Annotated in this window: 15 protein-coding genes; 1 reads left to right on the top strand and 14 read right to left on the bottom strand. The window is 35.6% G+C overall.

What is annotated here, in order from left to right; translation table 11 throughout:
* Positions 1-5: 5 nt before the first annotated feature.
* The 8 genes from nusA to MHI23_RS08165 form a co-directional block, all read right to left on the bottom strand.
* Positions 6-1,121, bottom strand: coding sequence for a transcription termination factor NusA (gene nusA / locus MHI23_RS08200; protein WP_024424140.1), 1,116 nt, complete (start codon positions 1,119-1,121; stop codon positions 6-8).
* 32 nt (positions 1,122-1,153) lie between these two features.
* Positions 1,154-1,627, bottom strand: coding sequence for a ribosome maturation factor RimP (rimP, locus tag MHI23_RS08195; RefSeq protein ID WP_003211398.1), 474 nt, complete (start codon positions 1,625-1,627; stop codon positions 1,154-1,156).
* A 703-nt stretch (positions 1,628-2,330) separates the two neighbouring features.
* Positions 2,331-3,137 (bottom strand): class I SAM-dependent methyltransferase, encoded by an 807-nt coding sequence (locus tag MHI23_RS08190; protein ID WP_034623589.1) that lies wholly within the window; start codon positions 3,135-3,137, stop codon positions 2,331-2,333.
* A gap of 26 nt (positions 3,138-3,163) precedes the next feature.
* Positions 3,164-3,829: a CPBP family intramembrane glutamic endopeptidase gene (locus MHI23_RS08185; RefSeq protein WP_241218566.1), complete on the bottom strand. Its 666-nt coding sequence runs from the start codon at positions 3,827-3,829 to the stop codon at positions 3,164-3,166.
* 13 nt (positions 3,830-3,842) lie between these two features.
* Entirely contained in the window at positions 3,843-4,652 is an 810-nt protein-coding gene (locus MHI23_RS08180; protein WP_111927386.1) for a SagB/ThcOx family dehydrogenase, read from the bottom strand.
* A 24-nt stretch (positions 4,653-4,676) separates the two neighbouring features.
* The gene (locus MHI23_RS08175; RefSeq protein WP_034623592.1) at positions 4,677-6,023 is read right to left on the bottom strand and encodes a YcaO-like family protein; all 1,347 of its coding nucleotides are present in this window, start codon (positions 6,021-6,023) and stop codon (positions 4,677-4,679) included.
* A 2-nt stretch (positions 6,024-6,025) separates the two neighbouring features.
* Positions 6,026-7,006 (bottom strand): TOMM precursor leader peptide-binding protein, encoded by a 981-nt coding sequence (locus MHI23_RS08170; RefSeq protein WP_125586771.1) that lies wholly within the window; start codon positions 7,004-7,006, stop codon positions 6,026-6,028.
* 13 nt (positions 7,007-7,019) lie between these two features.
* Complete coding sequence (locus MHI23_RS08165; protein ID WP_125586773.1) at positions 7,020-7,727, bottom strand: hypothetical protein; 708 nt, start codon at positions 7,725-7,727, stop codon at positions 7,020-7,022.
* Between the two features lie 428 nt (positions 7,728-8,155).
* Here MHI23_RS08165 and MHI23_RS08160 point away from each other — a divergent pair, with 428 nt between their 5' ends.
* On the top strand, positions 8,156-8,281 hold the full coding sequence (locus MHI23_RS08160; RefSeq protein ID WP_080701195.1) for a plantazolicin family TOMM peptide: 126 nt from the start codon (positions 8,156-8,158) through the stop codon (positions 8,279-8,281).
* A gap of 214 nt (positions 8,282-8,495) precedes the next feature.
* Here MHI23_RS08160 and MHI23_RS08155 read toward each other — a convergent pair whose 3' ends face one another.
* The 6 genes from MHI23_RS08155 to MHI23_RS08130 all read right to left on the bottom strand — a co-directional run bounded on the left by MHI23_RS08155 (position 8,496) and on the right by MHI23_RS08130 (position 13,545).
* Positions 8,496-9,215 (bottom strand): pentapeptide repeat-containing protein, encoded by a 720-nt coding sequence (locus MHI23_RS08155; protein ID WP_164512170.1) that lies wholly within the window; start codon positions 9,213-9,215, stop codon positions 8,496-8,498.
* Between the two features lie 77 nt (positions 9,216-9,292).
* Positions 9,293-10,039: an ABC transporter permease gene (locus MHI23_RS08150; RefSeq protein ID WP_024427002.1), complete on the bottom strand. Its 747-nt coding sequence runs from the start codon at positions 10,037-10,039 to the stop codon at positions 9,293-9,295.
* 255 nt (positions 10,040-10,294) lie between these two features.
* Positions 10,295-11,188, bottom strand: coding sequence for an ABC transporter ATP-binding protein (locus MHI23_RS08145; protein ID WP_034623602.1), 894 nt, complete (start codon positions 11,186-11,188; stop codon positions 10,295-10,297).
* 21 nt (positions 11,189-11,209) lie between these two features.
* Positions 11,210-11,503 carry a transcriptional regulator gene (locus MHI23_RS08140; RefSeq protein WP_056766457.1) on the bottom strand — a complete coding sequence of 98 codons (294 nt, stop codon included), beginning with the start codon at positions 11,501-11,503 and terminating at the stop codon, positions 11,210-11,212.
* Complete coding sequence (locus tag MHI23_RS08135) at positions 11,496-12,089, bottom strand: hypothetical protein (RefSeq protein ID WP_034623607.1); 594 nt, start codon at positions 12,087-12,089, stop codon at positions 11,496-11,498. Before MHI23_RS08135 ends, MHI23_RS08140 begins: the two co-directional genes overlap by 8 nt.
* A 325-nt stretch (positions 12,090-12,414) precedes the next feature.
* Entirely contained in the window at positions 12,415-13,545 is a 1,131-nt protein-coding gene (locus tag MHI23_RS08130) for a cellulase family glycosylhydrolase (RefSeq protein ID WP_125586775.1), read from the bottom strand.
* Positions 13,546-13,560 lie beyond the last annotated feature (15 nt).

The following is a 13,560-nucleotide window of genomic DNA, read 5'->3' as shown; positions in this document are numbered from 1 at the left end:
ACCTCTTATTCGTCAGATTCCTCAGCTACTGGTTCAGCCTCTAAGAAAAGAGATTCAGAGTCTTCAGTTCTTGGGAAAATACCGAGTTCCCTTGCATCTGTTTCGCTTTTAATGTCGATTTTCCAGCTAGTCAGCTTCGCTGCAAGGCGGGCATTTTGACCTCTTTTACCAATCGCTAATGACAGCTGATAATCAGGGACAATGACTGTTGTCGCCTTGTCTTCTTCATTCACAATGACATCAAGTACTTTTGATGGACTGAGCGCATTGGCAACAAATTCAACCGGGTCATTAGACCAATGGACAATGTCAATTTTTTCGCCTTTTAGCTCATTGACAATTGCTTGTACACGCTGGCCTTTTGGTCCAACACAGGAGCCAACTGGATCAACATCAGGATCATCTGTACGAACAGATATTTTAGAACGGTCCCCAGCTTCTCTAGCAACCGATTTAAGCTCTACAGTACCATCATAAATTTCTGGTACTTCAATTTCAAATAAACGCTTTAAAAGACCTGGATGTGTTCTAGACACATAAATTTGTGGTCCTTTTGTTGTTTTTTCTACTTTTGTAATGAACACTTTAATGCGGTCATGTGGTTTGTATTCTTCATTTGGCATTTGTTCATTGACAGGAAGAAGGGCTTCGATTTTGCCAAGTGACACGTAAATAAATTTACTGTCAATCCGCTGAACGATTCCCGTCATAATGTCTTCCTCGCGGTCGATGAACTCAGTGTAGATCACACCACGCTCTGCTTCTCTCACTCGCTGCGTCACAACTTGTTTCGCTGTCTGAGCTGCAATGCGTCCGAAGTCTTTTGGTGTGACTTCAATCTCAACGACGTCACCAACCATGTAATTCGGGTTAATATTGGCTGCATCATCTACTGAGATTTCAAGGCGAGAATCATACACTTCATCTACAACATCTTTTCTTGCGAACACGCGAATTGTTCCCGTTTCGCGGTTTAAATCAACACGAACATTTTGTGCTTGATTAAAATTACGCTTATATGCAGAAATGAGTGCAGCTTCTATCGCTTCAATGATAATTTCTTTACTAATACCCTTCTCTTTCTCAAGAACAGTCAGGGCATCTAACAACTCACTACTCATTTTTATGGTTCCCCCTTATATCAATGAAAAGGTTAATTGAACGAAACTGCTAATCTTGCGTTAGCAATTTTTTCGTATGGAATATTGATCTCTTTCTTTCTTGTCTTGATCTTCACTGTCACTGTTGCAATCTCACCATCAAAGCTTGTAAGCTCACCTTCAAATGCTTTTTCACCATCAATTGGTTCATATGTTTTCATGAAAACATTTTTTCCAAGTGCTTTTTCAAAATCAGCTTTTTTCTTTAATGGGCGCTCCGCTCCAGGAGAGGACACTTCAAGAAAGTAGTTTTGGCTAATCGGATCTGCCTCATCAAGCTTTTCGCTCAAGGCTTCGCTCACTTTGGCACACTCTTCGATATCGACACCTTTATCAGAGTCAATAAACACGCGAAGGAACCAGTTTTGACCCTCTTTGACAAATTCAACATCAACGAGTTCAAGCTGTAAGCCATCTAAAATTGGCTGCACCATTTCGCTTACGACATCCACTACTTTTTTGCTCATTCTCTTCCTCCTTGTGCTTTCGATAAACGCTCTTATCAATCATTCTGCATAAAAACCCTGCTTTATGTGAGCAGGGGGAGCAGAAAACGGATGAATAATGTCGAGACAAAAATTGCCTGTTCAATACAAAAGAGCGGGTTTCCCCACTCTTGTCTCGGTAATCGTTAGCATTTCCATAAAAACTATACCATATCCAATTTTTTTATGCAAATGAAGTTCCTCCTTATAATAGGTACTTGCTCAACGATTACTGCAGCATGTTCAGTACCATTAATACCTCTCTCTTCCTTTATATATAAACGGAAAGCCACTATGAATAGAGCGGACTGGTAATAATGCACCTGAATGCAATGAGCGAAGAACAGAGCTCCCCTATGAAAGAAAGTAACATCTACACTAAGCCATCTCTATTTCCAAAAAACATTTTGTATGACACAGTATGGTTATTTATATAGAAGCAAAGAGTGTATCAGTAAACAGCCTTCACTTTCAAATTTTTCATCCCCCCTAATGGATAAGTACTTTAACGTTAAAGAAATAAGCACTTTGCCTTTGTCACTCACTTCAGAGAACCGCGTTCTAATTTTTAGGGAATAGCAATGTAAAGATCATTCATATTGAACTCCCCGAAGAGCAGGCGGAGACTGAACGGATAACCTTCATATTATACATAGAGAAAGAACCATGTTTATATGGAATGAATTTATCCAGACTGTTTAATCAGCCATGCATGTAAAAGTAAAGGTGTCTTCTGTGCTGAATTGCTATATTCATCTGGAACCTGCCTTAACGTTTGTTGTAAATTTTCATTTCCTATTAACGATAAAAATTCCATACTAAATGGGCTAAACCCTCCAATTATAGAAGTACCAATCTTATACATCATATCTTTTCTAGTTTTGGTCATATAGGTGAGTAACTGCTCGAACTCAGATAATGTCAATGAGGCGTGATATTGATCATATAAATACAGTTCTTCTTCTTTGTTCTCAACTGAACTCAATCCACTTTCTATACTATCTCGATTTAAATCAACTATATAAATAATAGATTCATTTGATAAATAAGGAAGTAACTGTTCTAATAATGCTAAAGGATCTTCAAATAGCCCAAAACACAGATGTATTAAAATCGCATCATAACTTTTCGCATGTGATGAAAAATTTTTGATATCTGTACAAATAAAATTAGCTTTTAAATTCAATTGATTTGCACAATGTATGGCTTCTTCAGATGAATCAATTCCAGTCAAATCAGCTTGAGGTAATTGCTTAGATAAATACTCAAGCATCTGCCCTTGTCCACATCCTATATCTAAAATAGAGGCAGGGGTTTTTTTGAATGTTAGTTGATAATAAGAAATGAAAGTTTCAGCTGATAGACATCGAGTAAATGGCGTTTCTCGATTATCATAATTTGAACTTATTTTTCTTTTTTCTGAATCCAAAAACCATGACTGCGCCAGAGCTCTTTTCCCTTTAAGCTCTTTCATCTTTTCTTGTATTATCACAGGGTTTACCACCTTTATAAAAAGTCTCACCAATCAGTTTCAGATAATACGGGAGGTTTCGTTTTGAAGTTCTTTATTTTGCGAGGTTGAAAAAAATGAATGAACAGATTATGTGAAATATGAAATGCTATCGCTGCTAGAATACCAAATGTTAAGTATGAAATAACTGTGATTAATGTAAAAAGCGACATATAAGCAATAGACTTAACACCGCCTATTGGTATATGCAGCAATATAAATCCTATTGAACTGATACAGATCGCTACCGCTACAGACTCCACAGAATTCGTTAGTAATAATAACGGAAGAAAGAACCGCCAAATCAATTCTTCTGATAGAGCCGTTAATGGAAGAAAAAAGATTGAATCAACATTGACAACATATCTGCCTCTAAATGCAACAACTTTGTTTTTTAATTTCCATAGAACTGACGGTAATAGGACACCTAATAAAAAGAAGAATAAAACACCATACACATTTTTATTATTAGAAATTTCAACTAAGAGCTCTTGAGAAAATGCTCCACAGCATATAGAAGCTCCGATAATCGTGAATCCATCATAGCTCCTCTGAGGAGTGATATATGTTATTAACTTTCGATCGGATATTGGTTTATCTCTCTTGATTTTGATCACCATTTTAGAGCTTAAGGGACCCAAAAAGTGAATGAGGATCCCTAAAGCTGCTACCATTGAAATCATCTATTTAAGTACCCGCAATCAATGTATAAATTGGGGCATCATCTACTCCATTAAATCCACCGATCAGTTCCATTAACTCATCATCGATAAACCCTCCGAATGGTCGGCTATTAATCTTCTGTGCAGTAGATAGCAAAATCATATTTTGCATGACATGTCCTGCCTCCATAAAAACGAAGCGATAAGAACGATGTCCATACTTAAATCGAGAACGCCAAAAATTAGCTGAAATGACTACAGCAAATGCAAAATCTTGAACGGATTCTTCTTGTAACATTATTTTCTCAAATTCTTTTTCAGAGTAATCACCCATTTTGGTCAATCCTTTTCTATACGGATCGAAATGATAAATACCTTTGTCTAAAGAATCCACTTTGTTGGCTACAATAAATAGATCTAGAGGATAAAGTGCCCCGCCAGATGGTATAGGGCGTCTAGGTCCTTCTTTACGCTCTACCAATCCATAACTCTTCTGTAAAACTGTTGAGAGTTGTTCTAATGAAACACTCCCCCCGCTAAAATAATCTGCACTTCTTCGTTCCTTAATGACATCATCTAAAGTTATATTTGTATTTAATGGTTTAGGCAGTAAAATTAAAGGTAGGTCATCAAATCTTTTACTTGCATGTGTAGCAATCTTTTGCAAAGTTTGAGATCGCAGAAGCCCTGCAACACCAGGTGCGTCCCATGCCATTGAACCCCTATAGATTTTTGTTGCCTCAAACCAATTTTCAGAAGGATCATCAAACCGTAATGCTTCGTTTCCATACACAACATCAGCCAAATTAGTAGCATGTCTTTCAATACTATTCATATATTTAATCACCTTTCTACGATATTAAGGAAATGGATGCGGAATTGGATTCAGTTCTTCTAACTTAAAAGGTTTATCTACTAAACCTAAATGATAAGAATGTTTTAAAATTCGTTCTCCGCCCAACATTCTACCTCTATAAAGAACGTCAATCGGTTTATATCCAGGAATAATTGATTTTACGACATAGGCACCAGCATCTTTTATATCAGGGCTGGTTAAGTCAAAAGTTGCCACATGATATCCTTGTTTTGATAAATGACTGACAAGGTTAGTCCATAAAATGTCTGGAGAACGATCATCAAACGGTGCATAGTCTTTAACGTCCACTAATTTCTCACTCGCTGTTAAAAAATCAGCTTCTTTCACAATAGCTGTTCCCGCATAGAGTTTAATATGATCTTCAAAACTGTTAATATCTCGATGATAATCTACATCCACTAAGGCGTTCCCTAATCGTTGTTCTGTTTTTACCCAAGTTCTTGTATACATTCCCTCTATTGCAGCTTTCTCACATGCTCTTTCAATTGAATGAGCAGAGGCCGCGCCAATAGCAAATGGAGCTAAATCTGTATGAGGATTTCTTATCACTGCCAAAATAGTAGGAACACCAGAAAAAATGCTCATGTCTACTAAATGCAAATCAAGAGAAGTAGGTTTAATATATCTTTCATAGAAGTGTTTTAATCTAGGTGAGGTATTAATATCGATCTGCGGTAAACTTAACTTATTGTACCAAGTAAGCATAAATGCATCTCTTTCAATTGTTTCAAATAAACCTGAGATTGCAGCTTCTTGATATGTAATACCACAAGCTAGTCCATTACTAGTTGCATGACCAATATTGGGGTCTCCTGGCCACTCAGTATAGTTTGCAATATGAATTAATTGAGCAGGCGTCCAAACTTCTTCATTATTTTCAGCAATATGACCTTTTCTCCACCATAATTTTGTATCTTCATTCCATCTATCATGAGGAAAATTCGGGTCTTCATATTGAGTGACAGCATACATCTCCCACTTATCAAAGCCAATTACTGATTTGCCTTCATTGATTAAGTCCTTTTGAGTACCAAAACATACAACATCAGAGTTTAAAGGTAAATAAGCGGCACTATATCTTTCCACCGTTTCACCTATAGCTGCTAATCTGGCTGCAGCTGGATTAGCAGATCCTCCCCCATTATATGAATTAGATGGTACTCCAAATAAAATATTGCTGTCTGTACCATGCGCTCCATATGAATGACCCCATATATCATCAACGTCTCTGAGTTTTCTATACTCTCTACGGACTATCCCAACATAAGGATCTGCCAATTGGTCGAGTATTTCCCATGACTCTTCTAACGTTGTCCATTTATTAGCCATAATTAATTATTCACCTCACCATGAAACCAAACTTGAGGAAAACCTGTATCTGCAGTTGGGGAACACTTTGGGCATCTAGGAACTCGATAAACACGATGATGATTACATGAGACACCTTTATCATCTAAATTAATTGTTGTAAATCCACCTGGTGTTGCACTTGGTGCGTAATCTTTTAGTGTGAGCCATTCTAAAATTAAATTACTTGCAATTCCGATTTGAACTAAATTAATCGGCATATGATAAACCGGTTTCTTTTCAGGATTTATAGGTTTTATTTTCATTAAGTCTGATCGCAATACTTCGTCAGAAAAATTTGCTGATTTTCGAAGGTTATAGCAATGTAAACAAGCTGATTGATGTGGCAAGAAAAATGGACCTACCCAAGATGTCTGTCCATCATATGGCACAATGCTTAACCAAGGGGTGTGGTCTTCTAATGCCAGATCATTTATTTCTTCAAAAATCGGATCTAAATGAGAGTTGCCGATAGCAACCCTGATATCTGGCTGCTTATTTAATTCTCCTTTAAGCACTACATGTAGACCTGCCTCTTGCAAATGACGAATAAATTCAGCAGCAACTGGGTTATGATCTCGCGTAATAACTTCAACAATCCCTGTTTTTAAACGATCTAGTATATCTTCAACCAATACTTGTCCACCGGCTCTTTCATAAGACAAAAGCGCAGTTAAATCAAAGGTCATATCCGTCTTAACACACATTCCGTTCGCAACTAAAAATTCGAGGACATGTTTTAATTGATCACTCTCTACTTCGAAATTCTCCTCCAGCTCTTTAATGGAAACCCCATTATCTTCCGTAAGATAATCAGAAATTTCTTGAATAAATTCAATAATTCCGTCACCTTCAATTTTGGTGACAGTTTGCGCTTTTAAACCAATCAAACTGTCTTCTAGTTTACCTAGCGTAATGTGTGGTGCTAATTTATACCTCGTCATTTCTTGGTCTTTGACAAACATATATTATTCCTCCTTAAGAATAATTAATTTGTATTTTAGATAATTGTGCCCGATTTGGGGGGTGACCAATTATTTGTTCCAGCGTGTTCGTAAATGGCTGTAAATGTTTTGAAGAAGAAGCTTCTTGAAATTCGGCTAACCATTCTAATACGTCTAAAGGCATATTGTTCTGGGACAAAATTGATATGACCTCTTCTTTACTTTTACAATACAATTCAATTTTCATGTTTAAATCCTCTTCAAAAGTATCCTTCAGCCTACTCATACTTACTAACTCTGGTCCTGTTAAATCATATGCCTTTCCAGCGCGATTCCTAACATCCTGTTTAGGGATCAAACATGCCTTTACAACATCTTTTGTATTGATCCAATTAACTCCCTCGGGAGAAAATGCAGTTATTAATTTACCAGTAGCACCTGCCCATCCTCTATAAAGTTCTATATTAATATCAAGCGGTGAAGTCCTATAAAGTATGCTATTCTGATAGATTTTCAATAATTCACTTTCAAGAGAACCTAGTTCATCCTCGACAGTATGCCTTCTATTAGATAAAATAATCGTTTCCGTTTGAAAATCAGTATTATTTATAAAGAATTCTTTGTCATAACTAACAGCCCCGCCCAAATCAATTATTTGAACAGGATAGTCTTCATACTCAACTTTCATCTTCTCTAAATAGGCTTTTATTGGTTCTCTAATCCCGACATAATGAATACTCATAAAGATCCCCTCCCTCTTTTCTCTTTCCTGATTATCAGTGAATGGTGAAAATCTAAATTAATCAAACTTATAATAGAAATAGTAATCTTCTATTTGAGTTCTTCATAACATAGTAACCTCAACTTTTTTCATACATTTAATTAACTTAATATCTAAATACCCAAAATATTTGATTCAAATTAACACCAACCTTTAATCCAAAAATAACATAAAGACCATATAAAACCTCAAAATACATTAAATTTTAAATATAGTATTATTTTCCATAGTCATATTAAACCACATTTTTTCAGTGGTATCAACGGACTTTTCAGAAAATATAAAACTTTCACACTCACATATTGACAAATAAAGACTTATGAACCATCATATGTAATATATCAACTACATATCTATGTTGATAAATTTTAACTAAGGAGGTCTTAAAGATGACTAAAATTACAATCCCAACTGCTTTGGCTGCTAAGGTACATGGGGAAGGTCAACATTTATTCGAACCAATGGCTGCGCGCTGCACTTGCACAACAATCATCTCAAGTTCTTCAACTTTCTAATCAACTTTAGTTTTTTCGACATATCATTGAAAAGATCGCTCGCCCACCTAGCGAAGCAGACTTAGCTAGGTGGGTGGGCATTTTTTATTTGAAAATAGAAGTTTCCACGTTTATTTTGCTTAACGAAAACCTTGCATCCAGTTAATGGGACAGCAAGAGATAGTGAATAAAACAAAAAAGGCTATTGAGATTTTTCTCAATAGCCCCCACTGTATTAAATATCGATTACTTCCACACCGCTTAAATCTGCCCCTTCTCCTTCTAAAATATGATAAGTCATTTTATCCATTGTCACTCCAATAAAGTTTAATTTTTTAATCGTACATGATTTAAAATTAACATTGATTAATTTAGAATTCTCAAAAGTAATGTTTTTAAAATAACAATTTTCAAATAAAACATTTATTAAAGATGATTCATCAATACTAATGTTGGGTAAATGACAGCCATATAAGGATGAATTCGTTATCTCACAATGTTCAAAATGAGATTGAGTCAAATCACTCTTTTCAAAGGTAGATGAGGAAATTTTAGAATGGCTAATATTAACTTTTCTCAGATAGCACCCATTAAAATCTGAATGGCTCATTACTTTTTGTACAATCGATAGCCCCTTAAAATCGCATAACTTATATTTAACATTTATAAACGTTAACCAATCTAAATCAGCATTAACAAATATTTTTTTCACATGCTCTACGCGGTTATGATCATCAATTACTAATGTATGATTATCAATGCTTATTTCGCCTGATTTCAGCTTTTCAATAAGCATATCCTGAACCTCTGCATCTTTTAATCCATCATTTTCGAGTTTTAATTTAACATTTCCAAGCAGCTCTAATAATTCTTTTTTCTTTTCTTCATATGTTTTGTCTTTTTTATATGGCCGAAAACAACTTTCAACATACAGTTCTAACTCTTCACTTAACATTGACTCACTCCTTTTTTTCAGACAGCATACAAGCATTGATTTTGCGGTGCATAACATTTAGCTGAAATTTTTAGAGACTAGCCTCTTGCTCGCTTTATATATTTTTTATAGCCAACCAACGAAAGAATAAACCCTAACAGTGTATAGCCTATAAGGACTGCTGTTACTAAGATCAAATTCTCTCCCCCTGGTAGTGTTGATACTGATTGCACTAAACCTTGATGTGCCCAATACTGCGGGAAGAGCATACCAATTATTTTGAGATAACTAGGTAATTGATCAAATGGAGTCCATAAGCCACAAGCAACTGCTGTCCCTAAAGCAATCATGTTTGTCATCACTAGGCCTGTATTCTCAGTTTTAGCAAATGCGGCGATGGCAACTCCCCATGAAGTCACTTGCATTGATAATAGAACAACTACTAAGAAATACGAGCTGTATTGTGTTATTTCAATACCATATAAATAAACCCCTAAAATGGTTAACAACAAAACTTGAAATAAGATAATGATAAAAAATGGAACGCACTTTCCCAGAAAAAAATGATGCGGCTGTAAAGGAGTGCTTGCTAGCCTTGCCACAATTCCTTTCTCACGATCTTTTACAAAACTAATGACAATTGAAATAATGACAAATGTGGAGAAAAACACGCTCATCCCTGTCACTGATTGAGAAGCAACTAATGTTTTTTGTGCTTGAGAACTACCTGATGTAAATAATTCTATTAAAAGAATAATTGAAGCAACTGGTAATAAAATGGTCCAGAACAACAATGATCGATCTTTCACCTGTTTTATAGATTCGATGCGGACTAATGGCCACATAAAAATCACTCCCGTTATATTAATTTGATTCCCTTCTATATAACTCTTAAATAATCACATTTTTTATTTATTTTACCATTTGTGGATGTGACGAATTAGAATTAGTCACATAATGTTGACTAATTACGTATGATTTTAAATCACGGTACACACAAATTAATTCTGTTCGTTAAATTTATGCTCTTTCTACATCAGTTACTCTTTTAAGTTATTTTAATTGAAAATACGAGAGTGCTTTTCATTCATAAAGACATTTTATTGTAATTGATCACGTAAATCTGTTCCTGTTAATTGAAAAAAGACATCTTCAAGTCTCGGTCTGTATAAAGATAATTGTTGGGGAACGAGTGATTCCTTTTTACTCAGTTTAGCCAAATCTTCTAAAGTATCTAATGGTTTTGTAGTTTTAATTAACACTCCACCTTGATGAGTAACAAAATCATACCCGAGACTAGTTAATGTTTTATTAGGAATCATAGATTCAAAAAAGACAGATGTTTCTGCGTAACGATTCAAAAGCTCATCTATTTTGCCTTCTTCAACAATGTTCCCTTTATCAATGAAAGCCACATAATCACATAAACTCTCTATTTCCTCCATATAATGACTAACATAGATAATAGTTCTTCCCTCTTCCTTCAATTTGTTAATGATGTCGAAAATATAGCGTCTTGATTGAGGATCTACCCCCACTGTCGGTTCATCTAAAAGAATTAACTTAGGAGCATGCATTAGAGCGCAGCCAATATTCAAACGACGTTTCATTCCTCCTGAAAAGCTTTCAACTATATCATTTGCTCTTTCCCACAATCCTACATCTTTTAGTGTTTTTTCTACTCTTTCTTCTAATGTTTTCCCTTTCAAACCATAAATTTGTCCAAAAAACTCCATATTTACTTTAGCTGTTAATTTTTCCTCTAAGCTGATGTCTTGCGGGATGTAGCCGAGCGCACTCTTAGACTCACCAACATGCTCAACTCTGCCTTCATAAGATTTAATGATGTGAGATATAATTTTCATCAAGGTTGATTTACCAGAACCATTTGGACCTATTAATCCATAACAAACTCCTTCTGGAATCGTTAATGTAATACTTTTTAACGCTTGGGTAGTCCCGTATTTTTTACTGACGTTTTCTATTTTCAACATTCGGCACCCTTTCCTTCCATCTCATTTGTTTTTTAAAATGGCTTCAATAACACTCAAATATTCTTTGTAGGCGTGCTCTCCTAAATCTGTTATACTAACGATTGTTTTTGGTTTTTTATCCACAAATGTCTTTGTAATTAGCACATAGCCTGCATCCTCTAATTTTTTTAAATGCGAGCCCAAATTACCGTCTGTTACAGATAAAGAGGCTTTTAAGAAGCTAAAATCACATTTTTCATAAATCATTAATAAACTCATAATCCCTAACCGAACTTTTGGATGGATTAAATCATTTAAACTATTGACATTACTCATTTCCTTGTCCTTTTCTTTTTAAAATCACACCAGTTAATAACAAACTTCCTCCACCAATAAAAGCGAAGATAATGTTCATTAAACTAGGAAATAATAAAAATGTAGTTACACCTAAAACACTTAGCCAGAACCCCATAATAAAGATCTCTTTAGCCAGAACAATACCTAAGAGTAAATACATGATAGAAACCAATAAAACAACATAAAAGGGTAAATTATTTAATGTATATGGTAATAAACCAACACATATTAAAAAAATAAAGATACCTAAAATAATTCCAAGACCAAGCCATGTGTATTGTAATTGAGTTCTTAAAAACAAGGGCATTGGAATCATTTTCTTTTGTTTAAAATATGTAGTTAAAGTGATAACCCAGCCCGCAATGCCTAAAATAAGCCAAAAGACACCTGCAGTTATTGAATTAGCAAAAAGTAAAGGTATTGAATATCCCATTATCCAAATGAGGCCCCAAATGATAAAATAAATACTGGTTTGTTTGCAATACTCTGTTTTATAGTTTGTAATCGTCTTGATATGAGATAAATTCTCTAATATTTCTGAATTATTGAATTTTTCATTAGACATAAATAAACTCCTCTTTCACAAAGAACTCTGTACTACAGAGTATAGAATTAAATTTCCATTTAGTCAAGTTATTGGAAATACCTTTTTTATAAATTAAAATAAAAAATAGATATAACCACCTCCTTCCTAACGAATCTCCAAATACCTTCTGCTTCTTGATCGTTTCTGAAAACCTCAATGGTTGGTCTCATAAACGCTTCTTTTTTAAGAAATTTAAATATAGAAAAGATGATAAACAAGCATTTTAAATTTTCTATTTGGAAAGTAAGAACTACTAATTGGAGTGAGCTATATAAACAGTTCCTTATTCAGCAGGCATTCGTCATCATTTCTTTTCATTCATTCTTTTCGCATGTTCACTAATAAGTGCTGCCTCCCTGCTTCCTTTTATAATGCGGAAACCGTCATAATCCGGATAGAGCGAGTCATCGTCCTGAATGCTTGTTAAAATCCAAAATTGACTGCCAGCCCCTCCGAGCCGCTCTACCGCTGACAGCCAGCTCTGATATACGTCAGGACGAGCTGATTGATTTTGATAGCCAAACTCTTCTAGCACAACTGGCTTTCCGATTGACTTCCCGCGGGTGATATGGTCTTCGATCCATTTCACTCCCCAGGCAGCAGACTTGCTCCAGTGATCTGGGTACAGATGATAGGTTCCATAATCGATATTAGGAAGAGATGTTAAACGGTCCCAATCGACGCCTTCTCCTCCTCCGTAAAACCAATCTTCATGTCCTGGTATGCGAAAGAATCCTTCATCTCCTACTGCAACAAGATGGTGACGATCCAGCGATTTGATCCATGTACTCATTTCATCTGCCCATTTGACTAGTACATTTCCCGTTGGATCTGACTGCATCCGCGGCTCGTTGGCTAATTCCCAAGTCATAATAGCTGGATCGTCTTTATATTGAACACCTGTATACGTATTGGTTCTTTCTAATACATAGCGCACATAATTTTTGTAAGCTTTTTGAATACGAGGATCTGTATAGAAGGCATCATGCGATCCTGCCCCGAACCACTTCACATATTGATTCATACCGCCAAAGTCATCCCAATTGTTCACTAGTGGGATCACAAGCTTTATTCCTTCCTGTCCTGCTTTATAAATCGCATAATCTAGTTTTTGAAAACCAGATTCTTCATAGACGCCTGGACTAGATTGTAAGACTGAGTTTTCTTGAGGAGTCCCGTCGTGAAAGCCCCAAATCCGTATGACCTTTAAATTCATTGCTTTCATATCATCGAACACAGCATCTACCATTTTTTTAGATTTGTAATGGAAATAGTAATTATTTGTGCCGGCGAAGTAAAATGGTTGATTGTTCAGCGTAAATTGTGTACCAGACGTCTGCACATAAGCGGCTGCCTTCATCGTAAGCGAAAACCAGCCAGACCATATAGCGGCTATAAGTATGAAGCAAGACACTCTTTGAGCCCACTTTTTCATTTACATTCTCCTCAC

The organism is Bacillus sp. FSL M7-0003 (genome assembly GCF_038628485.1).
GTDB classification, from domain to species: Bacteria; Bacillota; Bacilli; order Bacillales; family Bacillaceae; genus Bacillus; species Bacillus safensis.
The sequence above is the reverse complement of the archived record's forward strand: the minus strand, read 5'-3'. Positions and strand labels throughout refer to the sequence as shown.